Source organism: Devosia sp. (assembly GCF_036406155.1).
In the GTDB taxonomy this organism is placed as follows: Bacteria; Pseudomonadota; Alphaproteobacteria; order Rhizobiales; family Devosiaceae; genus Devosia_A.
Map to the genome: position 1 here is coordinate 1 of NZ_DASWVV010000226.1, position 24,521 is coordinate 24,521.

23 protein-coding genes are annotated in these 24,521 nt (G+C 68.0%); 7 read left to right on the top strand and 16 right to left on the bottom strand.

Annotated elements, in window-relative coordinates; genetic code table 11:
• Positions 1 to 140: 140 nt before the first annotated feature.
• The 3 genes from VGD93_RS15785 (at position 141) to VGD93_RS15795 (ending at position 3,678) form a co-directional block, all read left to right on the top strand.
• A complete protein-coding gene (locus VGD93_RS15785; protein WP_395013123.1) occupies positions 141 to 812 on the top strand; it encodes an RluA family pseudouridine synthase in 672 nt (223 codons plus the stop codon).
• A 78-nt stretch (positions 813 to 890) separates the two neighbouring features.
• A complete protein-coding gene (locus VGD93_RS15790; protein ID WP_395013124.1) occupies positions 891 to 1,319 on the top strand; it encodes a hypothetical protein in 429 nt (142 codons plus the stop codon).
• 367 nt (positions 1,320 to 1,686) lie between these two features.
• A complete protein-coding gene (locus tag VGD93_RS15795) occupies positions 1,687 to 3,678 on the top strand; it encodes an acyltransferase family protein (protein WP_395013125.1) in 1,992 nt (663 codons plus the stop codon).
• Here the strand turns inward: VGD93_RS15795 and VGD93_RS15800 are convergent.
• Positions 3,665 to 4,756, bottom strand: a complete 1,092-nt coding sequence (locus tag VGD93_RS15800) for a DUF2793 domain-containing protein (protein WP_395013126.1) — start codon at positions 4,754 to 4,756, stop codon at positions 3,665 to 3,667. The two genes, VGD93_RS15795 and VGD93_RS15800, sit on opposite strands and share 14 nt — an antisense overlap.
• 135 nt (positions 4,757 to 4,891) lie before the next feature.
• Between VGD93_RS15800 and VGD93_RS15805 the strand changes: the two genes are divergently transcribed.
• Positions 4,892 to 6,826, top strand: a complete 1,935-nt coding sequence (locus tag VGD93_RS15805; RefSeq protein WP_395013127.1) for a beta-N-acetylhexosaminidase — start codon at positions 4,892 to 4,894, stop codon at positions 6,824 to 6,826.
• Positions 6,827 to 6,830: 4 nt separating this feature from the next.
• Positions 6,831 to 7,307 carry a GNAT family N-acetyltransferase gene (locus VGD93_RS15810; protein WP_395013128.1) on the top strand — a complete coding sequence of 159 codons (477 nt, stop codon included), beginning with the start codon at positions 6,831 to 6,833 and terminating at the stop codon, positions 7,305 to 7,307.
• Between the two features lie 149 nt (positions 7,308 to 7,456).
• Here the strand turns inward: VGD93_RS15810 and VGD93_RS15815 are convergent, their stop codons facing one another.
• Positions 7,457 to 8,383: a hypothetical protein gene (locus VGD93_RS15815; protein ID WP_395013129.1), complete on the bottom strand. Its 927-nt coding sequence runs from the start codon at positions 8,381 to 8,383 to the stop codon at positions 7,457 to 7,459.
• 281 nt (positions 8,384 to 8,664) lie between these two features.
• Between VGD93_RS15815 and VGD93_RS15820 the strand changes: the two genes are divergently transcribed.
• Positions 8,665 to 9,360 carry an RNA polymerase sigma factor gene (locus VGD93_RS15820; protein WP_395013130.1) on the top strand — a complete coding sequence of 232 codons (696 nt, stop codon included), beginning with the start codon at positions 8,665 to 8,667 and terminating at the stop codon, positions 9,358 to 9,360.
• A 51-nt stretch (positions 9,361 to 9,411) separates the two neighbouring features.
• On the opposite strand, the gene VGD93_RS15825 is transcribed toward VGD93_RS15820, so the two are convergent.
• The 9 genes from VGD93_RS15825 to VGD93_RS15865 all read right to left on the bottom strand — a co-directional run bounded on the left by VGD93_RS15825 (position 9,412) and on the right by VGD93_RS15865 (position 19,463).
• On the bottom strand, positions 9,412 to 10,404 hold the full coding sequence (locus VGD93_RS15825; protein ID WP_395013131.1) for an ABC transporter substrate-binding protein: 993 nt from the start codon (positions 10,402 to 10,404) through the stop codon (positions 9,412 to 9,414).
• Positions 10,405 to 10,422: 18 nt separating this feature from the next.
• The gene (locus VGD93_RS15830) at positions 10,423 to 11,529 is read right to left on the bottom strand and encodes an ABC transporter permease (protein WP_395013132.1); all 1,107 of its coding nucleotides are present in this window, start codon (positions 11,527 to 11,529) and stop codon (positions 10,423 to 10,425) included.
• Positions 11,526 to 12,410, bottom strand: a complete 885-nt coding sequence (locus VGD93_RS15835) for an ABC transporter permease (RefSeq protein WP_395013133.1) — start codon at positions 12,408 to 12,410, stop codon at positions 11,526 to 11,528. The genes VGD93_RS15830 and VGD93_RS15835 overlap by 4 nt, the downstream gene beginning before the upstream one ends.
• A 3-nt stretch (positions 12,411 to 12,413) precedes the next feature.
• Complete coding sequence (locus VGD93_RS15840) at positions 12,414 to 13,193, bottom strand: ABC transporter ATP-binding protein (RefSeq protein ID WP_395013134.1); 780 nt, start codon at positions 13,191 to 13,193, stop codon at positions 12,414 to 12,416.
• 173 nt (positions 13,194 to 13,366) lie between these two features.
• Positions 13,367 to 14,821, bottom strand: a complete 1,455-nt coding sequence (gene hydA, locus VGD93_RS15845; protein ID WP_395013135.1) for a dihydropyrimidinase — start codon at positions 14,819 to 14,821, stop codon at positions 13,367 to 13,369.
• 99 nt (positions 14,822 to 14,920) lie between these two features.
• Positions 14,921 to 15,139 (bottom strand): hypothetical protein, encoded by a 219-nt coding sequence (locus VGD93_RS15850; protein ID WP_395013136.1) that lies wholly within the window; start codon positions 15,137 to 15,139, stop codon positions 14,921 to 14,923.
• Between the two features lie 40 nt (positions 15,140 to 15,179).
• On the bottom strand, positions 15,180 to 16,430 hold the full coding sequence (locus tag VGD93_RS15855) for a Zn-dependent hydrolase (RefSeq protein ID WP_395013137.1): 1,251 nt from the start codon (positions 16,428 to 16,430) through the stop codon (positions 15,180 to 15,182).
• A gap of 138 nt (positions 16,431 to 16,568) precedes the next feature.
• Complete coding sequence (locus VGD93_RS15860) at positions 16,569 to 18,065, bottom strand: CoA-acylating methylmalonate-semialdehyde dehydrogenase (RefSeq protein ID WP_395013138.1); 1,497 nt, start codon at positions 18,063 to 18,065, stop codon at positions 16,569 to 16,571.
• Positions 18,066 to 18,134: 69 nt separating this feature from the next.
• Complete coding sequence (locus VGD93_RS15865) at positions 18,135 to 19,463, bottom strand: aspartate aminotransferase family protein (RefSeq protein WP_395013139.1); 1,329 nt, start codon at positions 19,461 to 19,463, stop codon at positions 18,135 to 18,137.
• 127 nt (positions 19,464 to 19,590) lie between these two features.
• On the opposite strand from VGD93_RS15865, the gene VGD93_RS15870 reads away from it, so the two are divergent.
• On the top strand, positions 19,591 to 20,262 hold the full coding sequence (locus tag VGD93_RS15870; RefSeq protein WP_395013157.1) for a TetR family transcriptional regulator C-terminal domain-containing protein: 672 nt from the start codon (positions 19,591 to 19,593) through the stop codon (positions 20,260 to 20,262).
• Positions 20,263 to 20,284: 22 nt separating this feature from the next.
• Here the strand turns inward: VGD93_RS15870 and VGD93_RS15875 are convergent, their stop codons facing one another.
• The 5 genes from VGD93_RS15875 to preA form a co-directional block, all read right to left on the bottom strand.
• Positions 20,285 to 20,746: a carboxymuconolactone decarboxylase family protein gene (locus VGD93_RS15875; RefSeq protein WP_395013140.1), complete on the bottom strand. Its 462-nt coding sequence runs from the start codon at positions 20,744 to 20,746 to the stop codon at positions 20,285 to 20,287.
• Positions 20,747 to 20,826: 80 nt separating this feature from the next.
• Positions 20,827 to 21,681, bottom strand: coding sequence for a DMT family transporter (locus tag VGD93_RS15880; protein ID WP_395013141.1), 855 nt, complete (start codon positions 21,679 to 21,681; stop codon positions 20,827 to 20,829).
• Between the two features lie 107 nt (positions 21,682 to 21,788).
• A complete protein-coding gene (locus VGD93_RS15885; protein WP_395013142.1) occupies positions 21,789 to 22,520 on the bottom strand; it encodes a glutathione S-transferase in 732 nt (243 codons plus the stop codon).
• 80 nt (positions 22,521 to 22,600) lie between these two features.
• Complete coding sequence (locus tag VGD93_RS15890) at positions 22,601 to 23,086, bottom strand: cytochrome b (RefSeq protein WP_395013143.1); 486 nt, start codon at positions 23,084 to 23,086, stop codon at positions 22,601 to 22,603.
• A gap of 89 nt (positions 23,087 to 23,175) precedes the next feature.
• Positions 23,176 to 24,498, bottom strand: a complete 1,323-nt coding sequence (gene preA / locus VGD93_RS15895) for an NAD-dependent dihydropyrimidine dehydrogenase subunit PreA (RefSeq protein ID WP_395013144.1) — start codon at positions 24,496 to 24,498, stop codon at positions 23,176 to 23,178.
• Positions 24,499 to 24,521: the final 23 nt, after the last annotated feature.

Below are 24,521 nucleotides of genomic sequence, written 5' to 3' on the forward strand. Positions count from 1 at the left end.
GCGGCCGCGAGGCCGGCGAGGCTGCGGCCCCGGCGCCAATGTCGAAGTGCCTTCGGCATGGCCCCCTCTTAGAGGATTTTGCGCGGCGATGGAATTCGCAATGGACTTGTGGCGGGCGGGGAAGCTGCTATGAGCCCGCCATGCTCAACCCGATGCCGAAAACCTTCGTCTACACCCCGCCGACCGAACCGTGGCTCAGCGTGCTGTACGAGGACAAGGACATCATCGTCCTCGACAAGCCGAGCGGGCTGCTCACCGTGCCGGGCAAGGACCCGGCCCTGCACGACAGCCTCGAGACGCGGGTACAGCAGCGCCTCCCCACGGCCAAGGTCGTGCACCGGCTCGACAAGGACACTTCCGGAGTGCTGCTGATGGCGCTCAACAAGCCGGCGCTGGGGCATCTGGGCCGCCAGTTCGAGCAGCGCAGGACCACCAAGGCCTACGTCGCCCGGGTCTGGGGCGACCTCGCCGAGGCGCGCGGCATGGTCGAGTTGCCGCTCGCCACCGACTGGGAGAACAAGCCGCGCCAGAAGGTGGACTGGGCGCATGGCCGGCCGAGCCGCACCGAGTGGGAGGTGATCGGGCACGAGAACGGGGCGACGCGCGTGCGGCTCACCCCGCATACCGGCCGCACGCACCAGCTCAGGGTGCACATGCTGGCCATCGGCCACCCCATCCTGGGCGACGTGTTCTACGCCACCGGGGAGGCGCTCGCCGCCGCCGACCGGCTGCAGCTGCACGCCGAGACGCTGGGCTTCGCCCATCCCGCCGACGGGCGGGCCATGATCATGCGGGCGCCCTGCCCGTTCTGAGCCGCGATCGGCGCTTGACGGATCGAAACGGCGGGCGCTTCGTTTCTCCCAGTGCGTGGAGGTCATGAGGAGGAACGCATGAACACCGCCAATCTGCAGCTCGAGGGGCTCTACATCGCCGTCACGGCGCTGGCCGAGGCGCTGCGCGAAAAGGGCGTGCTGAGTTCGGACGAGCTGGCCCGTTCGCTCGACCGCGCCGAGACCATCGCCTGGGAGGCGGAAACCAAGAAGGGGCTCTCCACCGCCAATATCGAGGCCGTGGTCTTCCCCATCCGCTATCTGCGCGTCGCCGTCGAGGCCGCCGCCCACGGCAACCACCTGCCGTTCCACGAGGTGGCGCGCATCGTCGGCGAAGCCAAGCTGCCGCGCCCGCCGGGCCGCGCCAGCTACGTATCGCCGCGCGGCGAGGAGCCCGGCAGCCGGCGCGAGCGCCGCGCCGCACGCGAGCTGAGCGAGGGCGAACTGCTCGACCTCGCCCGCAGCGAGGCGCAGGAACGCGACGCGTGAGGGGCTAGCCAGAGTCGCATTCGCCGCCGCCGGCATTTTCACGCTCCCTGCGGAGCCTTCTTGGGTTCACCGCCGAGCCGACCGCATGCCCGGTGCCGGTTGCGGTCAGCATCAGTCGCGCAGAGGCATGAGGCCCCTCCGCGAGGAACGGACGGCATCCAGTCGCTGATCGCGCGCTCACTCGGGCCGGCGCCCCCCCGGCCGCCGATCGGGGGCACCGCCGGCCGGCGCTCTCCACATGGCGCTGCGCCCGCCAAGCCAGCCGCGGTTTGGCGGGATCAGCGGCAGCATCCCCGACGGGAGTCGCGCCGGAATGGACGATCCGGCCCGCTCGTAATAGGCTCCCGCCGCCATTGGGGGCTCATGCTTGGATAATTCTGCCGCGCGGCCAGCCAAACCCGCCGTCGTTGGCGTGTTCAGACCCGATATCGAGGGGCTGCGCGCGGTCGCAGTCCTGTCTGTAATGTTATATCATTACACGCTTGGGCCGTTTCACGGTGGATTTGTCGGGGTCGATATATTTTTCGTCATATCCGGATACGTCATTGCCCAGTCTCTGGCTGCGAGGAACACCGGCCACTTTCTGAGTGATTTCCTGGCCTTCTGCGAGAGACGCATTCGGCGTCTCCTTCCGGCGCTCATCCCCGTCATTGTCGTCGTCTATATTGGGGGCTATCTCCTGTATCTTGATACGGGCTTCGAGGCTCTATCAAGAAATGTTCGTGCGTTAGGGCTCGCAGCGACAAACTGGTCGCTACTTGGACAGACTGGCTACTTCGATGCTCCAGCCGCCGCGAACCCGGTGCTTCACACGTGGAGTCTGTCCGTTGAAGCGCAGTACTACTTCGTCGCACCCCTGCTGTTTTACGCGGCCGCACGCAGGTTCAAAGCTGCGCCCGCCGCCGTCTCTCTGTGGCTTGCCATCACATCATTCATCGTGGCCACCATTCTTATCTTGGGTGGGCGCAACGATGACGCGTTCTTCAATTCAATCGCCCGTTTTTGGGAGATCGCCATTGGCGCCATCTTTGCAACAAGCCCACACCTTCAGATAACGAGGCCCGGATGGTCGACCGCTGCCCGTGTTGCCGGTTTGGCCCTGATCGGCGTCGCGGTATTTGGATTTTCGGATACCACGCCCTTTCCAGGCCCCGCCGCATTGCTTCCAGTTGCGGGGGCAGTTCTGATCGTGGCATCCAATCCTAGGAATACCGATCCCTTCTGGTCGCTTCTTTCCGCGAAATCGGCGCGATATCTCGGCCGCCTCTCATATTCCCTATATCTCTGGCACTGGCCCATACTTGTTCTTACTCTGACGCTTTTTCCCGGCTGGAGCCTCCTTCCGCTGGGCACGAGCCTGGCTCTATCGATCTTCTTGGCTGTCGGATCCTACCATCTCATAGAGAGCCCTGTCGGACGGTGGAAACTGACGCAAAGACATGTATTCATTGCGGCGGGCCTCATCTCGGCGACATTGCTTGGCGTCGGTCATGTCGGCGTCGCCCTGAAGGGCATTCCGCAACGGCTACCTGCCGATGTACGACTCGCCCTCAGTGGCAAGACGGACATCGGCAGGGGCCTAGCAAATTGCTTGCCCGAAAACTGGCGGCTGTTCGGCACAACTGAGGGTCAAGCACGAACAAGTCCATGTTTGCTGGGAGATGCAAATCGGCCACCCAGCTTCCTACTTTTCGGGGATAGTCATTCCGGTGCTCTCATAGCCGAGTTTGATGCGCTCGCGCGGGTCAGCGGCCGGACCGGACTGGGTATAGGGTACCCTTCTTGCGCACCTATCGTGACGCTGCGTAACAAGAGCACAAATCACCCGGGCTGCGAGTGGCTGAATCAAACAGTTGTCGGATATCTTCGTTCGCATCCGGAAATCGCGACCGTGGTCCTAGCTGCAAGGTGGGAAACCTACACAGAAAGCGGGTTCTATGAAGCCGCTGCATCTGACGGGCGAATGTCCTTCGTGGAGGGTCTCGAACAGACGCTTGCAGAAGTATCAGGAGACCACCGCGAGATCTGGGTCCTGGGCCAGGTGCCTTCGCATCCGGTCCTTGTTCCCGAGTCACTTGCCGTCGACACCATGGTGGGGCGGCCACTCGCAGCTTGGGCAACAACGGCAACCGATCACAATCGGTCCACCAAATTTGTCACCCGAACGTTTCGCGATCTCGAGGCAATCGGGATGGTCCGCTTCCTAGATCTTGCCGTCCCGCTATGTTCGACAGATCAATGCCTTGTGCATGTAGATGGTCGCCCTCTCTATTCCGACACTAACCACCTCAGCAACTTTGGCGGCACCATCTTGGCACCGCTGTTGGACAGCGCAATTCGGCCTATTAACCCCCTGTGAAATAATAGATTACCATCGTAATCCGGTTAGCATTCGGAGCATTGGTAAGATCGCTGCACTGTAGCTTTGTGCCATCGTTTATCGCGCTATGGAATGTCAGGGTGAATGTGTCCTCGTCCGCTATCCAATACACCGGCCTGTTTGCACCCCATCCCAGTACGCGGCCGACTGGCCCCGACGGGTTATGACCGGCTCTCACGGAAAACGGCAATGTCAGACCAAGATTTCCCCCGCCCCCGCTGGCGGCGTCGGTGCGGATGTCGATGCAGGCGATGACGGCCTGGCCGATCTTGACGTACTGGCCGATCTGGGTGTCGTAGGTGACCGTGGGGTTGGAGACCGAGCCGGTGAAGACCGGCGTCCAGTTGCCCTCGCGATAGTCGTCGAGCGTGGTGGGGTCGGCGGCCGGGTTGGCGACCGCCGGGAAGCCGAGCTGGCCCTGGGGCAGGCGCACCGCCCCGCCGGCGGCGGCGATCGTCAGCCCCTCGATCCAGCTGGCGCCGTCGGGCGAGACCTTGACGTGGAAATCGTCGTCGCCGGCGAGGCCGAACTCGGCCCGGCCGGAATAGCCGGTCTGGAACAAGACGCTCGCCGTCTCGGCCGGCCCGGCCTTGTTGAGCTTGAGCCGGTGGCCCGCCCCGGCATGGGTGAACAGGCTCGCCTCTGAGGCGACGGCGAGGCGGTCGACGAGGCTGGGCGTGGTGTTGATGCCGAACTGGGCGACGGCGCTGCCGCCATTGGAGACGAAGGCGGCGAAGGTGCCGTCGCGGCGGATCATGAGTTCGGCGCTGTCCTCGACATAGAGCTGCCAGCCGTCGGCGGCGGTGCGGAAGCTCCAGGCGCCGTCGCGCCACAGCGCCAGCTGCCCGTCGCGGCCGGCCCAGGCGCCGCCGGCGCCGCCAGGCACGAGATAGGCGTCGCCCTCCTCCGGGGCGGCGGGCGGGGCGGCGAGCGAGGCGCTCTTGACCGCGGGCTGCACCAGCAGGTCGAGCGCCCGCATGGCCTCGTTGTAGGTGACGTGCTTCTGTGCCTGCTGCGGGGCGATGCAGGGGAGTTGCAGGCGGGCTGTGGCGTCCATCTGGGCCTGTCCTTGTTGCGGTTGAGCGGGCAGCAGTCTAGGGCCGCGTCGGGATGCGGGGATTACCTCGTCGTCGACGCGATTTCCTCGCGGCCCGAAATGGTCTAGGACTGCCCGGCAGGGGGTGGCCTCGAGATGGTTGCCGATTGGCAGCGCGGGTTCGTCTTGGACAGCGAGTGGACGGCGGCGGGGCGCTACCGGCTGACGCTGCACAACTACGGCGAGGCGCCGCTCACGGAGTTCCGGCTCGGCCTGTCGGGCCCGGCGCGGCTCGGCGAAAACGCGCGGGTGCAGGGCGGCACGCTGGTCCGGGTCGTTTCCACCTATGCCGAGATCGCCCCGGAGCCGGGCTTCGTGCTGGCATCCGGGGGGCGCTGGAGCGTCGAGATCAAGGGCCTCGCCGCCCCGCTCCGGCACTGGACGGACGGGGCCGCCGCCGGCTTCGTCATCGATGCGACGGGCGAGGCCGTGGCGGCGCTCACCGTGCCGACGCGGCGCGCCGGCAGCATCGGCACGGACCGGCGCGGCACCGTGACGCTGCCGGTTCCGGCCACCCCGCCAGTGCCGGTTTCGATCATCCCGTGGCCGCAGAAAGTGGCGGTGGGCGACCGGCGCAGCGCCCCCGAGGGCCTCGCCGTCAGTGCCGCCGACCCGGCCGGCGAAGCGGCCGAGGCCGCCTTCCGCCAGCTCACCACGCTGCTGTTCGGCGTCGAGGGGCTGGTGCGCCCGTTCAACGAAGGCGGTTTCGCCGTCATCATGAAGCCCGACGCCACGCTGCCCGCGGAAGCCTACCGCATCGAGTTCGAGCCCGAGCGCGCCATCGTCACGGCGTCGGCGACGGCGGGCTACCTGTACGGGCTGGTGAGCCTCGGCCAGGTGCTGCGCGGCGCCCGGCTCTACCCGCAGAGCTACGTCTTCCCGACCACGGGGCATATCGAGGACGCGCCTTCCATGACCTGGCGCGGCTGCCATCTCGACGTCGCCCGGCGCTTCTACGCCCGCGCCGAACTCGAGCGCTTCCTCGCCATATTGTGCTGGAACAAGCTCAACGTGTTCCACTGGCACCTCTCCGACGACGAGGCCTGGCGCGTCGAGAGCGCCGCCTATCCCGAGCTCACCGCCCGCGCCGCCTGGCGCGGCCACGGGCTCGACATCCCGCCGCTGCTGGGCAGCGGGCCGGAGCGCTCCGGCGGCTATTACGGGCGCGACGACATCCGGGCGCTGGTGCGGCTGGGCGAGACGCTCTGTATCGAGATCGTACCCGAGATCGACATGCCGGGGCATTGCCATGCCCTGCTCGCGGCACTGCCCGAGCTCGCCGACCCGGGCGAAAGCGGGCGCTACCACTCGGTGCAGGGCTTTGCCAACAACTGCCTCAACCCGGCGGTCGAGGCGGTCTACCGGGTGACCGACGCGATCCTGTCCGAGCTGGTCGAACTGTTCCCGTCGCGGCATTTCCACATCGGCGGCGACGAGGTGCCGCACGATGCGTGGGCGACCTCGCCGCTGGCGCAGGCGCTCGGCCGCGAGCTCGGAGCGAGCGGGACGGCGCCGCTGCAGGCGCATTTCCTGCGCCGCCTGCAGGCGCTGCTGTCGTCCAAGGGGCGCATCGCCGGAGCCTGGGAAGAAGCGGCGGCGGGCGGCGGCATCGACCAGGATGCGTGCTATCTCGTCGCCTGGCGCGACGCGGCGGCGGGGCGGCGGCTGGCGGGCGCCGGCTACGACGTCGTGCTGGCGCCGGGCCAGGCCTACTATCTCGACATGGCCACTGCCGAGGACTGGCACGAGCCGGGCGCCAGCTGGGCCGGCTGGTCGTCGCCGGCACAGACCTACGCCTTCGCGCCGGCCGCGGACTGGAGCCCGGCCGAGCGCAGCCGGCTGCGCGGGGTGCAGGCCTGCATCTGGGGCGAGCCGATGCGCGAGCGGGCGGTGTTCGACCGGCTGGTGTTCCCGCGCCTGTCGGCGGTGGCGGAAGCCGGCTGGACCGCCCAGGCGGCCCGCGATTTTGCCCGCTTCGCGGCGGCGGCGGGGCTGATGCCCAATCTCTACGGCCAGTACGAACAGGAATAGGCCAGTGCCCGATCTACTCGTCCGCCTCTACGACCTGCCCGCCTTCCCCGCCGAGACGCGGGTCGCGGACGCCGGCATCGTTGTGCGCCGGGCGCTGGCGCCGGAGCGCTGCGTCGTCCTTCCCTGGATCCGCGAGCGGTTTTCGGCCGGCTGGGCCGGCGAGGCGGCACTGGCGCTGTCGCAGCTGCCGGTGACGCTGTGGATTGCCGTACGCGAGGGCGAGCTGCTCGGCTTTGCCTGCCACGACGCCACGGCGCGCGGCTTTTTCGGCCCGACCGGGGTTGCCGCGGCAGCGCGCGGCCAGGGGATCGGCGAGGCGCTTCTCGCCGCGACCCTCAGGGGCATGCGCGAAGCCGGCTATGCCTATGCCGTGATCGGCGATCCCGGGCCCGTCGAGTTCTACCGCAAGCGCCTCGATGCGCTCGAGATTCCGAAGTCGGAGCCGGGCATCTATCGCGGCCTGCTGCGCCCAGCGCCATGACAAACGCGGCGGGGGGCGCCCGCCGCGTCGCTCGTCCGCGTCCCGCAGCGGGGCTCAGCGGATGAAGAAGACGATGATGAGGACGAGCCAGATCGGCACGCCCAGAAGCCACAATGCGAGTCCGCGCAGCATGGTGTTCTCCTTTCCCGTCAGAAGCGCCGGAAGGCGTTGCCGAAGACGACGCCCTGATCGCGATGCTGGCCACCTTTCTGCGCCGCCCAGAAGGCGCCCGCGGCGCTGACCAGCAGTGACGCGGCGGTGAGGAAGGCGGCGAGCACGCCGGTCTTGCGCGCCGTTTCCGCGGCGGCGGCGGCCTCGGCTTTGGCCGTGTCGATGGCACCGATCACCTGTTCGACCCGGGACTGCGCCTGCTCGTCGCTGAGGCCGGTGTGGCGGGCCACGGTCTGGGCGAGATAGGCGCGGTCATCCGCCCCGATCTCGCCGGACACGGCACCGGCGGCGAAGATGCGGCCGGCCTCGGCGCGCAGCGCCGTGGTATCCTCGGCCGGTGCCGCTGCAGCCGTCGGCGTCGTCGGCGCGGCGCCCGCCGGGGCCGGGCGGAACAGCATGTCGGTGAAATAGGCGGTCGGGTCGGCGGCGGAATCAGCGGCCTCGCCGGCTACCGTGGCAGCGGCATTGGTCAACGTCGCGGCGGCCGAGCCGACGGCGCTCGCGGCCGCACCCAGCCCGCCCACGGCGAGCAGGCCGCCGACGACGAGGCCGCCGGCCCACACCAGAAGGCCGTGCGCGCCGTCGCGGGCGTCGACCTCGTCCTCGGTCGCACCTGCGTGGCGGCGGCGCAAGCGGCCGGTCAGGTAGCCGCCGGCCATGAAGCTCGACACCTGTACCCACAGCAGCCACAGGGCCGCGGCGATGGCGATCCAGATGGGGGCGGCGTTCTCCCCGGCGCGGAAATCGGTCATGGACAGGCCGATGGCGGCGCCGAAGGTGAGCAGGACCAGCGAAATGCCGCTGGCGAGCACGATGCCCGCGACGATGGCGGGCCAGTCGACATAGGAGGCGGTGTCAGGGGCGGTGGGCGCGATGACGACGTCGACGTCTGCGGGGGCGGTCATGGTTGGAATCTCCCGGGCTGCGTTCGATGGCGGGGGGGGCGGCTCAGCCGAGCCCGAAGAACGACAGGATGGCGAGCACAACCACGACGAGACCGACGAGGTAGATGATCGAATTCATTTTTTTGCCCTTGTGAGCGCGTGTTGATGGACCTGAAATCGCTGAACGGGATATTGGTTGCGCGGGACGCCCGAAATTTGCGCCGACGCGGCGGGAACCTTTTGCGCCCGGGCGCATCGAACCGGGTGGCGCGGGCAAGGGCCGGTGCCGGAAAGAGGACCCCATGAGCACACTCCGCAAGCATGTTTCCCCTACCCCGCTACCGGTCGGCGAAGCCGGGCTGCTGGCGGCGGCGCGGACGGGCGACGAGAGCGCCATCCGCGCCCTGGTGCAGGCCAATAACCGCCGGCTGTTCCGGGTGGCGCGGGCGGTGCTCAGGGACGACGCCGAGGCCGAGGACGTGGTGCAGGAGACCTATGTGCGGGCCTTCACGCGGCTCGCCGGCTTCGAGGGCAAGTCGGCCTTTTCCACCTGGCTCACCCGCATCGCGCTCAACGAGGCGCTGGGCCGCCTGCGCCGCCGGCGCCCGACGCTGGACATCGAACTGCTGGAGCAGGCGCTGGACGAGGGCGGGGCCGAGATCATCGCCTTTCCCGGCGCGCTGCCGCCGGAAAACCCCGAGACGGAGACCGGACGCATGCAGATGAAGGCATTGCTGGAAGAGCTTGTCGACGCGCTGCCGCCCGCCTTCCGGGTGGTGTTCGTGCTGCGCGCCGTCGAGGAGATGTCGACCGAGGAGGTGGCGGCCTATCTCGACATCAAGCCGGAAACGGTCAAGACGCGGCTGCACCGGGCGCGCAAGCTGATCCGGGCCGGCATCGAGGAGCGGCTGTCGCCGGCCTTCGGCGACATCTTCCCCTTCGACGGGGAACGTTGCGTGCACATGGCCGACCGCGTGGTTGCCCGGCTCGGGCGCTGAAACGAAAGAGGCGGGGTTGCCCCCGCCTCCTCGCAAGTCGTCGGGACTGGCTCAGAGCTTGTCGGTGATCTCGTGCGTGAAGGCGCCGGTCGGCTCCTTGGTGATCGCCGGATTATCGGGCGACACGGCCGAGAGCAGCGTCTGCACGGTCTGGGCGTAGTCGGCCTCGTCGAGCGCGCCGGTCGAGCCTTCCGTGAGCTTGTTGATCTCGCCCATCATGTAGCGCTGGTGCGCCAGCGTCTGGGCGCCGGTCTCGTCATTGTCGATGACGATCTGGGCGGCCTCGTCCGGGTTGGCGCGGGCATATTCCCAGCCCTTCATGGTGGCGCGCACGAAGCGGACCATCTTGTCGACGAAAGCCGGATCCTTGAGCTTGTCCTCGAGCACGTAGAGGCCGTCCTCGAGCATGCCGACGCCCTGGTCGCGGTAGTTGAAGACGACGAGGTCGTCGGGGCTGAAGCCGGCGTCGAGCACCTGGCCGTATTCGTTATAGGTCATGGTCGAGATGCAGGCCGCCTGCTTCTGCACCAGCGGGTCGACGTTGAAGCCCTGCTTGAGCACCTCGACGCCGTCGGCGCTGCCGTCGGTCGGCAGGCCGAGCTTGGCCATCCAGGCATAGAACGGGTATTCGTTGCCGAAGAACCAGACGCCCAGCGTCTTGCCCTTGAAGTCGGCCGGCGAGGTGATGCCGGTTTCCTTGAGGCAGGTGAGCAGGAGGCCCGAGGACTTGAACGGCTGGGCGATGTTGACCAGCGGCACGCCGCGCTCCCGCGCCGCGAGCGCCGCGGCCATCCAGGTGGTGATGACGTCGGCGCCGCCGCCGGCGATCACCTGCTCGGGCGCGATGTCGGGGCCACCCGGCTTGATCTCGACGTCGAGATTCTCCTCGGTGTAGAAGCCCTTGTCCTTGGCGACGAAATAGCCGGCGAACTGGGCCTGCGTCACCCATTTGAGCTGCATGGTCACCTTGTCCTGGGCAAACCCGCCCCCGGCGACGGCCAGCGTCATGGCGCCGGCCAGCAGCGAAACCAGAAGTTTCTTCATTCCCTACAGTCCTCCCTTTTACGTTCGCCCACTGCGGACGGACGGATGCCAGAACGTGACCGCCCGCTCGATGAGCACGACCACGCCATAGAACAGCGAGCCGGCGAGCGCCGCCACGGCGATCTCGGCCCAGACCATGTCGACGTTCATCCTGCCGACTTCGGTCGAAATCCGGAAGCCCATGCCGACGATCGGGGTGCCGAAGAATTCCGCCACGATCGCCCCGATCAGCGCCAGAGTCGAGTTGATCTTGAGGCCATTGAAGATGAACGGCCCGGCCGCGGGCAGGCGCAGCTTGAACAGGGTCGGCCAGTAACCGGCGGCATAGGTGCGCATGAGGTCGCGCTCCATCGCCCCGGCGGCGTTGAGCCCGGCGACGGTGTTGACCAGCATCGGGAAGAAGGTCATGACCACGACCACCGCCGCCTTGGACGGCCAATCGAAACCGAACCACATGACCATGATCGGGGCGACGCCGATGATCGGCAGCGCCGACACGAAATTGCCCAGCGGCAGCAGGCCGCGCTTGAGGAACGGCGAGCGGTCGATGGCGATGGCGACGAGGAAGCCGGCGCCGCAGCCGAGCGCGTAGCCGGCCAGCACCGCCTTGAGGAAGGTCTGCGCGAAGTCGGCGGCGAGCACGGACAGGCTGGTGACGATGCGCGCCCAGATGCTGGAGGGGGGCGGCAGCAGCACCGCCGGTACGCCGCCGGCGCGCGTCACCGCCTCCCAGACGACGAGGATGGCCGCCCCGAACAGCAGCGGGATGAGCAGGTCGAAGGCGCGGCCCCGCAGGTCGCCGCGGCGCAGGGCGCGCGTCAGCCGCTCGACGAACAGCCAGACCAGGACCCAGGCGGCGGCGAGCGCCAGCCAGTAGTCGGGCGACGCCGGCGTGGCCGCGAGCGGCAGCGCCAGCAGCAGGGCGGCGGCCCCGAACAGGGCCAGGGCGCCGTCGAGCCACAGGCTCCAGGGAACGCGGACGCGCAGCGCCGAGAGGACGCCGAGCGCGAGGAAGAGGGCAATCGCCGGTTGCCGGGCGGCGCCGCCGGCGGCGATGGCAAAGCCGAGGCCGGCGGCCGACAGGGCGACGGCGAGCACGGCGAGGAGCTGCTGCAGCCGGCTCATGCCCGTGCCCCCATGCGCAAGTTGACGCTGCGCTCGACCACGCCGACGGCGATGACGAGCACGGCGGCGAGGATGGCGGCGGCGAACAGCGCCGACCAGATCTGCACCGTCTGGCCGTAATAGGAGCCGGCCAGCAGCCGCGCCCCGTAGCCGCCGGCAGCGCCGGCCGGCAGTTCGGCGACGATGGCGCCGACGAGGCTCGCCGCCACCCCGACCTTCATCGAGGTGAACAGGAACGGCAGGGCGCTCGGCCAGCGCAGCTTGAAGAAGGTCTGGGCCGCCGAGGCGTTGTAGGTATGCATCAGGTCGAGCTGGATCGGCTCGGGCGAGCGCAGCCCCTTCACCATGCCCACGGCAATGGGAAAGAAGCTCAGATAGGTGGAGATCAGCGCCTTGGGCACCAGTCCGGAAATGCCGACGGCGTTGAGCACCACGATCACCATCGGGGCGATGGCGAGGATGGGAATGGTTTGGCTGGCGATCAGCCACGGCATCAGCGTGCGGTCGGAGGCGCCGTTGTGCACGATGGCGACGGCCAGCCCGATGCCGAGCAGGCTGCCCAGAACGAAGCCGAGCAGCGTCGAGGACAGCGTGATCCAGCCGTGATAGACGAGGCTGCGTTTGGATGTCGGTGCCATCGCGACGGTGGTGTTCCACAGTTCGATCAGCACCTGGTGCGGCGAGGGCAGCACCGGCCGCTCCTGGTTCCAGGTGTCGCGCACGAAATCGGTCCAGCCCCACTGCGTGGTGCCGGCGCGCTCGTAGAGGCCGAGCTGCCAGGGGGCGTTGAGCCAGATGGAGCCCCCATACCACAGCACCACCAGCGCGCCGAGGACGAGCAGGATGGGGAGCGTGTTGCCGTCGCGCAGCGCCCTGAGCATCCTCTATTCCTCGTAGGAGTGGCCGGCCCTGAGGCCGTCACGGACGCGGGCGGCGATGGCGAGGAATTCCGGCGTCTCGCGGATGTCGAGCGGGCGCTCGCGCGGCAGGCTCGACTCGATGACGTCGGTCACCCGGCCCGGGCGCGGGCTCATCACCACGATCTTGGTAGACAGATACACCGCCTCGGGGATGGAGTGGGTGACGAAGGCGATGGTCTTGCTGGTCGCGGCCCACAGCTTGAGCAGCTCGGAATTGAGGTGGTCGCGCACGATCTCGTCGAGCGCCCCGAACGGCTCGTCCATGAGCAGCAGGTCGGCGTCGAAGCTCAGCGCCCGGGCGATCGAGGCGCGCTGCTGCATGCCGCCCGACAGCTGCCAGGGGAACTTCTTCTCGAAGCCGGAGAGATTGACCAGCGCCAGCGTGCGGTCGATGCGCGCCCGCTGCTCGCTCCTGGAATAGCCCATGATCTCGAGCGGCAGCGCCACGTTCTTCTCGATGGTGCGCCACGGATACAGCGCCGGGGCCTGGAAGACGTAGCCGTAGGCGCGCTTGACCCGCGCCTCCCCGGGCGACATGCCGTTGACCGTGATGCTGCCGGCGGTGGGCTGCTCGAGATCGGCGATGACGCGCAGGAACGTGGTCTTGCCGCAGCCCGAGGGGCCGATGAAGGAAACGAACTCGCCCTTGCCGATGTCGAGATTGACGTCGGTCAGCGCCACGACCGGACCGTCATTGGTGTTGAAAGTCAGGCCCAAATTGCGGGCGGAAACGACGGTGGTCAATGCCGCACCCCGCGTGCCGTCCCAGGTTTTCGTGCCCTGCTCGCGCCCGCGTCCGACCGCCTCCCGCAGCCGAACGCGCCCCTCGTCTTGGTCCCCATGAAGTCCCCTTGTTGCCGCGGCCGGCCCGCTCCCCCCCGGGACGACAGGCCGCGGTCCGTTGCTCTGACTAACCCTTATACACCCGTCGCCGGGATGCCGGTACGCTCCACCTTGCGCGGCGCGGTGATCTCCTTCCAGGTCGAGAGCGCGCGGTTGACGGCGCCCCTCGGCTCGCGGGCCACGAACTGGCCGTGCCCGGGGCGCGCCCTGACCTCGTTTTCGACGATCGCCACCTCGCCGCGCGTCAGCGTGAAGCGCGGCAGGCCGGTGACCTCGACGCCCTCGAACACGTTGTAGTCGATGATCGACTGCTGCGCCGCGGCGCTGATGGTCTTCTTGCGCTTCGGATCCCACACCACGATGTCGGCGTCGGCGCCCACCAGGATGGCACCCTTCTGCGGATAGCAGTTGAGGATCTTGGCGATGTTGGTCGAGGTCACGGCGACGAACTCGTTCATGGTCAGCCGGCCGGTGTTGACGCCCTTCGTCCACAGCACCGGCATGCGGTCCTCGAGCCCGCCGGTGCCGTTGGGGATCTTGGCGAAATTGCCGATGCCGGCGCGCTTCTGCGCGGTGGTGAAGGCGCAGTGGTCCGTCGCCACGACCTGCAGCGAACCCGATTGAAGCCCGGCCCACAGCGAATCCTGGTGCTGCTTGTTGCGGAAGGGCGGGCTCATCACCCGGCGCGCGGCATAGTCCCAGTCCTTGCTGAAATACTCGCTCTCGTCCAGCGTCAGATGCTGGATCAGCGGCTCGCCGAAGACGCGCTTGCCCTGCTGGCGGGCGCGGCGGATGGCCTCGTGGCTCTGCTCGCAGGACACGTGCACGACGTAGAGCGGCACGCCGGCCATGTCGGCGATCATGATGGCGCGGTTGGTGGCTTCGCCCTCGACCTCGGGCGGGCGCGAATAGGCATGCGCCTCTGGCCCGTTATTGCCTTCGGCGAGGAGCTTGGCCGTCAGCTGGGCGACGACGTCGCCGTTCTCGGCGTGCACCAGCGGCAGCGCCCCCAGCTCGGCGCAGCGCTGGAAGGACGAGAACATCTCGTCGTCGTCGACCATCAGCGCGCCCTTGTAGGCCATGAAGTGCTTGAAACTGGTGATGCCGCGGTCGACGACCTCGGCCATCTCGCGCCACACCTGCTCGCCCCACCAGGTGATGGCCATGTGGAAGGAATAATCGGCCGAGGCCTTGGCCGTCTTGTTGTCCCACATCGACAGCGCCTCGAGCAGGCTCTGCTGCGGGTTGGGCAGGCAGAAATCGACGACCATGGTGGTGCCGCCGGCGAGGCCGGCACGCGTGCCGCTCTCGAAATCGTCGGTCGAATAGGTGCCCATGAACGGCATTTCGAGATGCGTGTGCGGGTCGATGCCGCCGGGCATGACATAGCAGCCGGTGGCGTCGAGCATTTCGCCGCCCGCCAGGTTCGGTCCGATCTCGGTGATCCTGCCGTCCTCGACGCGCACATCGGCCTTGTAGGTGAGGTCGGCGGTGACGACGGTGCCGTCCTTGATGATCTTGCTGGTCATGGTTCCTCCCCGATTTCGTGCAGTCGCGCGCGGCCGCACCGCCGTGCGTGTCACGGCGGCGCGCAATTTCCCGTAAGTGTCGGCAATACCCGGGCGGCGTCAGGCCTCGACGAGATCGAGACGTTTCTCGATCCGGGCCAGTCGCTCGTCCATACGATCAAACCGGGACGACAGATTGGCGTATTGCTGCGTCTGGTTGGCGTATTGCTGCTCGAGAATGCCCAGCCGCCCCTTGATTTCGCGCAAGTCTTCGGAGTGCCGATCCAGCGTGCCGCGGATGGCGCGAAGATGCTCGAGGATGATGTTGTCGGTCGACATGATCCTGCTTTCGGCTCACTGCAATATAGTCGTCGCGGCGTCACGCCACAATCTCCGCGGTCTCGAGCACCGCGTGGAACAGCACGTCGGCCCCGGCCGCCGCCCATTCAAGGGAAATCTCCTCGGCCTCGTTGTGGCTGAGCCCGTCGACGCAGGGGCACATGACCATGGTGGCCGGCGCCACCTTGGCCGCCCAGCAGGCGTCGTGGCCGGCGCCCGAGATGATGTTCATGTGGCTGTAGCCCAGCTTTTCGGCGGCGGCGCGCACGCGGGCGACGAGCGTGGGGTCGAAGGTCACGGGGTCGAAATGGCCGACCAGTTCCACCGCGCAGCCGACCCCGAGCGCCGCGGCGATCTTTGCCGCCTCGGCCTCGATGCGGGCGCGCATGCCCTGCAGCTTGCCCAGGTCGGGCGAGCGGATGTCGACGGTGAACACCACCGTGCCGGGCAGCACGTTGCGCGAGTTGGGGGAGAACTTGACCTGCCCGACGCCGCCCACGGCGCCCGGCTGGTTCTCCATCGCGACGGTCTGCACCATCTCGAAGATGCGGGCCATGGCGAGGCCGGCATTGACCCGCATGTTCATCGGGGTCGAGCCGGTATGCGCCTCCTTGCCGGTCAGGGTGAACTCGAGCCAGTTGAGGCCCTGGCAATGGGTGACGACGCCGATCTGCCTGTTCTCGGCCTCGAGGATGGGGCCCTGCTCGATATGGTACTCGAAATAGGCGTGCATCTTGCGCGCCCCGACCTCCTCGTCGCCGATCCAGCCGATGCGCTGCAGTTCCTCGCCGAAGCTCTTGCCGTCCATGTCCTTACGGGCATAGGCGAAGTCGAGCGTATGCACGCCGGCGAACACGCCGGAGGCGAGCATGGCGGGGGCGAAGCGCGCCCCCTCCTCGTTCGTCCAGTTGGTGACGACGATCGGGTGCTTCGTCCTGATGCCGAGGTCGTTCAGCGTGCGCACCACTTCGAGCCCGCTCAGCACCCCGAGCACGCCGTCATACTTGCCGCCGGTGGGCTGGGTGTCGAGATGGCTGCCGATATAGACCGGCAGCGCGTTCGCGTCGGTGCCCTCGCGGCGGGCGAACATGGTGCCCATCCTGTCGACGCCGAGACCGAGCCCGGCCTCCTCGCACCAGCGCTTGAACAGGTGCCGGCCCTCGCCGTCGGCGTCGGTCAGCGTCTGGCGGTTGTTGCCGCCGGCGATGCCCGGGCCGATCCTGGCCATCTGCATGATGCTGTCCCAGAGACGGTCGCCGTTGATACGAAGGTTTTCTCCGGGTGCAGACATGGTCAGATCCTCAACAGGGGCGGAAGGTGGCGCCGGAAAGGCGCCGCCGCTGTGGCGTCGTGGCGGCACGGCTCCGCCGCATCCCCCCATCGCGAGGGGCCGCGGGGCCGATCCTGCCGCAGGCGGTGCGCACGGGGCCTATTTCGTGCTCGGGAAGTGGAAGTCGGCGCCTTCCTTGATCCCTGCCGGCCAGCGCTTGGTGATGGTCTTGAGCCGCGTGTAGAAATGCACGCCCTCCGGCCCGTAGATGGCGTGGTCGCCGAACAGCGAGCGCTTCCAGCCGCCGAAGGAATGGTAGGCCACCGGCACCGGGATCGGCACGTTGATGCCGACCATGCCGACCTCGATCTTGTCGGCGAACTCGCGCGCGGCGTCGCCGTCGCGGGTGAAGATGGCGGTGCCGTTGGCGTATTCGTGGCCGTGGATCAGGTCAACCGCGTCCTGGTAGGACTGCGCCCGCACCACCGACAGCACCGGCCCGAAGATCTCCTCGCGATAGATCTTCATGTCGGGCTTCACCCGGTCGAACAGCGTGCCGCCGACGAAGAAGCCGTTCTCGTAGCCCTGCAGCGTGAAGCCGCGGCCGTCGACGACCAGCTCGGCGCCCTCGGCGACGCCGGAGTCGATATAGGAGACGATCTTGTCGCGCTGTGCCTTGGAGACGATCGGGCCCATCTGCGCGTCCTTGTCAGTGGCCGGGCCGATCTTGAGGCTCTCGACGCGCGGCTTGAGTGCCGCGACCAGCGCGTCGGCGGTCTTGTCGCCGACCGGCACCGCCACCGAGATGGCCATGCAGCGCTCGCCGGCCGAGCCGTAGCCGGCCCCCATCAGGGCGTCGGCGGCCTGGTTCATGTCGGCGTCCGGCATGATGATCATGTGGTTCTTGGCGCCGCCCAGCGCCTGCACGCGCTTGCCGGCGGCGGTGCCGCGCCGGTAGACATATTCGGCGATCGGGGTCGAGCCGACGAAGCTGACCGCCTTGACGTCGGGGTGGTCGAGCAGCGTGTCGACCGCCTCCTTGTCGCCGTGCACGACGTTGAGCACGCCCTCGGGAAGCCCCGCGTCCATGAACAGCTTCCAGGCCAGCATCGGCGCGGAGGGATCGCGCTCGGAAGGCTTGAGCACGAAGGTGTTGCCCGCGGCGATGGCCAGCGGGTACATCCACATCGGCACCATGGCCGGGAAGTTGAACGGGGTGATGCCGGCCACCACGCCGAGCGGCTGGCGGTCGGAATAGGTGTCGATGTTGGGCCCGACATTGCGCGAGAACTCGCCCTTCAGGAGGTGCGGGATGCCGCAGGCGAAATCGACGCAGTCGATGCCGCGCGCCACCTCGCCCAGGGCGTCGTCGTGCACCTTGCCGTGTTCGCGCGAGATCTCGCGCGCCAGCTCGTCGGCATGCTCGTCGAGCAGCTGCTTGAATTTGAACAGGATGCGCGCGCGCTTCATCGGCGGCGTATGGGCCCAGGCGGGAAAGGCGGCCTTGGCAGAGGCCACCGCGGCGTTGATCTCCTCGACGGTGGACAGCGGCAGGGTGGCGCTCGGCTCACCCGTCGCCGGGTTGAACACCGGCTGGGTCCGCGTACTGCGGCTCTGGATCAGCTTGCCGCCGATGGCGTTCTGGATGGTCTGCATGATGGGTCTCCGCCCGGGTATGGATGGAAGGAATGTTTGAGAAATGCGCTCAGAACACGTGTTCCACGCCTACTCAAGCGTCTTGAGTATACCCCTCAGCGTATCGATCAACTGGTCGATATGGCTATGCTCGGCGATCAGCGGCGGGCTGAGCGCGATGATGTCGCCGGTGGTGCGGATCAGTGCGCCCTGCTCGAAGGCCTTGACGAAGGCGGAGAAGGCGCGCTTCGTCGGCTGCCCGGCGATCGGCTCGAGCTCGACCGCGCCGACCAGCCCGATATTGCGGATGTCGACGACGTGGCGCTCGCCCTTGAGCGAGTGCAGCGCGTCCTCCCAGTACTGGCCCAGTTCGGCGCCGCGCGTCAGCAGCCCCTCCTCGCGATAGGTCTCGAGCGTGGCGATGCCGGCGGCCGAGGCGATGGGGTTGCCCGAATAGGTATAGCCGTGGGCGAACTCGATGAGGTGCTCGGGGCCCTGCATGAAGGCGTCGTGGATTTCGGAGGTGACCAGCACGGCGCCCATCGGGATGACGCCGTTGGTCAGGCCCTTGGCGGTGACCATGATGTCGGGGATGACGCCGAAATAGTCGGCGGCGAAGGGCGTGCCGAGGCGCCCGAAGCCGGTGATGACCTCGTCGAAGATGAGCAGGATGCCGTGCTTCCTGGTGATCTCGCGCAGCTTCTTGAGGTAGCCTTTGGGCGGGATCAGCACGCCGGTAGAGCCGGCCACCGGCTCGACGATCACCGCCGCGATGGTGGACGGATCGTGCAGGGCGACGATGCGCTCGAGGTCGTCGGCGAGCTCGGCGCCGTGCTCGGGCACGCCGCGGGTGAAGGCGTTCTTCGCCGGCAGGTGCGTATGCGGCAGGTGGTCGACGCCGGTCAGCAGCGTGCCGAACATCTTGCGGTTGCCGGAAATGCCGCCCACCGAGATGCCGCCGAAATTGACGCCGTGATAGCCGCGCTCGCGCCCGATCAAGCGGAAGCGGCTGCCCTCGCCCTTGACGCGCTGGTAGGCGAGCGCCGTCTTGAGCGCCGTCTCCACCGATTCGGAGCCCGAATTGGTGAACATCACGTGGTTCAGCCCCTCGGGGGCGATGTCGACCAGACGGTTGGCCAGCTCGAAGGCGACGGGGTGGCCCATCTGGAAGGCGGGGGCGTAGTCGAGTTCGGCCGCCTGCTGCTGGATGGCCTCGGTGATCCGGGGGCGGCAGTGCCCGGCGTTGACGCACCACAGGCCGGCCGTGCCATCCAGCACCTGGCGGCCGTCGGCGGTGCGATAATACATGTCCTGGGCACCCACGAACATGCGCGGCGCCTTCTTGAACTGCCGGTTGGCCGTGAACGGCATCCAGAATGCGCTGAGATCGTTCGGCGCCACATTAAGACGATTGGACACGTGTTCTCCCCCGATAGAGTCTTTTGGGTCATTCCTGGCAATGTCCCTTGACGGGAGCACCGGTTATCCAGAAATTTGACCAGTTGGAAAAAATGTTAGCACTCCCATGCCGCCGATCAAGGTGAAAATGCTCGATCCCAAGCGGCCAAGAGGACGCAGCGGCAAAAGCGGCGAGGGCCGGGCCCGGCCGCAGACGCGGATCCAGAAGGAAAAGCAGGACCTGATCCTCGAGGCGGCACTCGACGTCTTCTCCCTCCACGGCTTCCGCGGCGCCACCATCGACCAGATCGCCGAATCGGCGGGCATGAGCAAGCCCAACCTGCTCTACTATTTCCGGCGCAAGGAAGACATCTACAAGCAGCTGATCGCCGGCATGCTCGATGTCTGGCTGGCCCCGCTCAGGCACATGAATTCGGACGGCGACCCGCTGCCCGAAATCCGCTCCTATATCCGCCGCAAGCTGGAGATGAGCCGCGACTTCCCGCGCCAGAGCCGGCTGTTCGCCAACGAGGTGCTGCAGGGCGCGCCGCGCGTCGTCGACATGCTCGAGGGCGACCTCAAGGCCCTGGTCGACGAGAAGGCCAAGATCATCACGGGCTGGATGGAGCAGGGCAAGCTGCGCCGCGCCGATCCGTATCACCTCATCTTCGCCATCTGGGCGACGACCCAGCATTACGCCGATTTCGACGTGCAGGTGCGCGCCGTCCTGGGCGAGGGGCGCGGCGGCGAGAGCCGCTTCGCCGAGGCCGCCACCTTCCTCGAGGAACTGTTCCTGCACGGGCTCAAGCCCGACGCCTGACGCCGCCGGACCCCGCCGGTCCTCAGGAAGCCGCCGGCCGGTCCAGCGGATGCTGCGCGCGAAAGCCGACGGCGAGCCGGTTCCACACGTTGATGAGGCCGATGGCGACGGTGATGTTGACGACCTGCTCGGGGGTGAAGGCGGCGCAGAGCCGCGCGTAGTCGGCATCGGGGGCGCGCGTCTGGGGCAGCAGCGTCAGGGCCTCGGTCCAGGCCAGCGCCGCCCGCTCGGCCGGGCTGAACACGGCCGATTCCTGCCAGGCCGCGACGAGGGCGATCCACTGCTCGCCAGCGCCGTGCGCGCGCGCCTCCTTGGTGTGCATGTCGACGCAATAGGCGCAGCCGTTGATCTGGCTGGCCCTGAGCTTGATGAGATCGATGAGCAGCGGCTCGAGCCCGGAGCGATGCACGACGAAATCGTTGAGCGCGCGCACCGCGGCGTAGGCATCGGGCGCGACGCGGGCGTAATCGAGACGGGAATGCATGGCGCAGCTGTCCTCTTCTTCGCATTGCTTCGGCCGTCCGGGACCAGCATAGGCCGCGCCCGGGGCGGGGCGGGCCGCGTCTAAGGGTCGCGCTGCGCCGCCAGCACGACGAGGCCGAGCACGGTGACCAGTGCACCGGCGACGACGCCCGGCGCCGTCCAGCCGTGGCCGATCAGCCCCTCGAAGAGGATGACGAAGGCCGGCGTCAGATAGCCGTAGGCGATGACCTTGGCAGCCGGCAGGTGGTGGGTGGCGAACTGGATGAGATAGAAGCAGATCGCCGTCGGGCCGACGGCGAGGTAGAGCAATGCCCACCACACGACCGGCGGCAGGCCGAGCCAGTCGACCGAGAGGAGCTCGGGCAGGCTGGCGGCGATGATCCATAGCGTGCTGGCGGCGAGGGTGAAGAAGCTGGCCAGCAGCGAGGGCTCGCCGCGGCTGAATTTCTTGAGCAGCGGCGTGTAGAAGGCGTAGGCGAAGCAGCCGACGAAATAGATCAGTTCGCCCTTGCCGACGTCGAAGGACAGGATGGCCGCGACATCGCCGCGGAAGATCACCCAGATGGCGCCGAGCCCGGCGACGAGCAGGCTGAGCAGCACCAGCGGGCCGGATTTCTGGCCGACAAGGACGTAGGCAACGCCGGCGGTCATCAGCGGGATCAGGGTGAACACGGCGCTGGTCGCCACCGGCGCGCTGATCTCCAGCGCGATGAACATGGTGACGAAGTAGATCGCCATGAGAAAGCCGGTGAGGCCGAAGCGCCACGGCGCCGGCGGCAGGGCGAAGCGATGGCGGGCGACCCCGAAGACGGCGACGGCCATGAGCACCGACGCCATCAGGAAGCGCACGGCGTTGAGCGGGGCCGGCGCCAGGTAGGGCACGGCGATGGCGCCGCTGGTGAAGGAGCCGGCGATCAGCGCTGCGAAGGCGAGCATGGCAAGGTGCGCCAGCAGGCGCCGGCGCGCCGGACGGACAGGCGTTGCGGGCGCCCCGGCCGGGGTCGCTATGGGCTGGGCAGGGTCCATGGCGGGCAATGACCTAGTCAATCGCGCGGCAAAGGGGAAGTCCGCTCGTCGAGCTCGGGGTAGTGGCGGAAAATGTCGGACTGGTTGGGCGGCAGCCGCCGGTCGCTCGCTAGATAACTTGCTATGTTCGGTAGCGCGCGCACCCGCGCGGCCAGCGCCGCGACCCCGGGATATGCAGGCAAGTGGCGCCGCATGAGGTTGGGGAAGGCGTAGTCCAGCCCCGTGACCAGCTGGAACAGCGACAAATCGGCATAGCTCGGGCGCCGACCGGCCAGCCAGGGGCCGCCGGCGGGATTGCGCGCCAGCACGGTCTCGAACCAGCCGAGGAAACGCGGCACCCGATGCTCGCGGAACAGCTCGGCACGGCGCCGCGACTCGTCCTGCTGGTCCTCGTAGTAGAGTTCGGCGCCCAGCGGGTGGTGGGTGTCATGCGCCTCCGTCACGCAATCGGCGATGGTCAGCTGGATCTGGCGGACCCACAGTCTGAGCCGCGGGTCGCGCGGCGCCAGCCCGAGCCGGGGCCCGAGATAATCGAGGATGAGCGCCGTCTGCCCGACGAAGGTGTCGCCGTCCCGGAGGAAAGGCGGGGCGAAGCTCGGGGTCGCGACCGCTCCGGTGAGCGCGAAGATGGCCGCGTCGCCGCGCTCGCGCGCCACGTCGACATAGGGGGCCGCCGCCGCCTCGAGCGCGAGGCGGACGAACTCGCCGCGCCCCTGGATGCCGCTCCAGTAGTAGAGCTCGTAGGTCATGGCCCCAGCATGCGCCGCTTCGCCCTCTCGTTCCAGAGGGCTCGCGAACCGCGGTAGCCGGCAGGACGCCCCCCGGCCCACTATCTCTCGGCCACCAGGATGCGCCTTAGCGTGCCGTCGCGCAGCACGAACTGGTGGTACAGCGCCGCCGCCGCGTGCACGCCGATGAGCAGGATGAAGGCGGGCTTGGCCAGCTTGTGCAGATCCTCCCACGGCCCGCCGGAATAGTAGGCCAGCAGGCCCAGCACCGGCACGACGAAGAGCAGCACGTAGAACAGGGCGTGCACGACGGCGGCCACAAGCCGTGCCGGCGATGCCGCATCGGCAGCCTCCGTGCCGGCACGCAGGCGCAGCGCGAGGCGGAGCGCAACCAGCCCGAGCACGCCGAGGCCGACCCAGTAATGGGCGCTGCCGAGCAGCGCGTCGCCGGCGGAGAGCCGCTCGCCCTCCTCCGCCGCCTCGACCATCTCCTCCATGGCCTCGGCGAACAGCAGCTGGAACACGACGAGGGCGGCGATCAGCCAGTGCAGGCCGATCTGGATGCGGGAATAGGCGGGGGCGGCCATGGGCGATCTCCGTGCAGGCTTGCCGCCGGCCTACACGTCCAAGCTGACGCGGGGCTGACGGGCGCCCCGGGGGGCGCCCGCCGCACGGCCTATTCCGCCGGCTCGACCGCCGGGACGACGCGCGTCGGGTTGTTGGGATGCGTGGTCCAGTTGGCGTAGCTGCCGTCGACCATGAGGCCGGTGCGCTCGTCGAGGGCGCCGGCCGGCAGCTGCACCATGGTGATGCAGTCCTCCACCGGGCAGACATTGACGCACAGATTGCAGCCCACGCAGGCGTCGTCCATGACCTCGAAGTGCCGCACGCCGTCCTTTTCCTTGGTGATCGCCTGGTGCGAGGTGTCCTCGCAGGCGATGTGGCAGCGGCCGCACTTGATGCACAGATCCTGGTCGATCTTGGCCTTGGTGACGTAGTTGAGGTTGAGGTACTGCCAGTCCGAGACGTTGCGCACGGCGCGGCCGGTGAAATCGTCGAGCGAGGTGTAGCCCTTCTCGTCCATCCAGTTGGACAGGCCCTCGATCAGCTCCTCGACGATCTTGAAGCCGTAGGTCATGGCCGCCGTGCACACCTGCACGTTGCCGGCGCCCAGCGCCATGAACTCGGCGGCGTCGCGCCAGGTGGTGATGCCGCCGATGCCGGAGATCGGCAGCCCATAGGTTTCGGGGTCGCGGGCGATCTCGGAGACCATCGACAACGCGATCGGCTTCACCGCCGGGCCGCAATAGCCGCCATGGCTGCCCTTGCCGTCGATCGAGGGCTCCGGCGAGAAGCTGTCGAGGTTGACCGAGGTGATGGAGTTGATGGTGTTGATCAGGCTCACCGCGTCGGTGCCGCCGGCCATGGCGCCGCGCGCGGGCTTCCTGATGTCGGTGATGTTGGGGGTGAGCTTGGTGATCACCGGCATGCGCGTGTACTGCTTGCACCAGCGCACCACCATCTCGACATATTCCGGCACCTGGCCGACGGCGGCCCCCATGCCGCGCTCGCTCATGCCGTGCGGGCAGCCGAAATTCAGCTCGATGCCGTCGGCGCCGGTTTCCTCGACCAGCGGCAGGATGGCCTTCCAGCTATCCTCGTTGCACGGCACCATGATGGAGACGACGAGCGCCCGGTCGGGCCAGTCCATCTTCACCTGCTTGATTTCCTGCAGGTTGAGCTGCAGCGGCCGGTCGGTGATCAACTCGATGTTGTTGAAGCCGAGCAGCCGCCGGTCGCCGCCCCAGATGGCGCCGTAGCGCGGGCCGTTGACGTTGACCACCGGCGGGTCCTCGCCCAGCGTCTTCCACACCACGCCGCCCCAGCCTGCCTTGAAGGCGCGCTCGACATTGTAGGCCTTGTCGGTGGGTGGCGCGGAGGCCAGCCAGAACGGGTTGGGCGACTTGATGCCGACGAAATTGTTGCGAAGGTCAGCCATGGCTCTTGTCCTCGTCCTCGTTT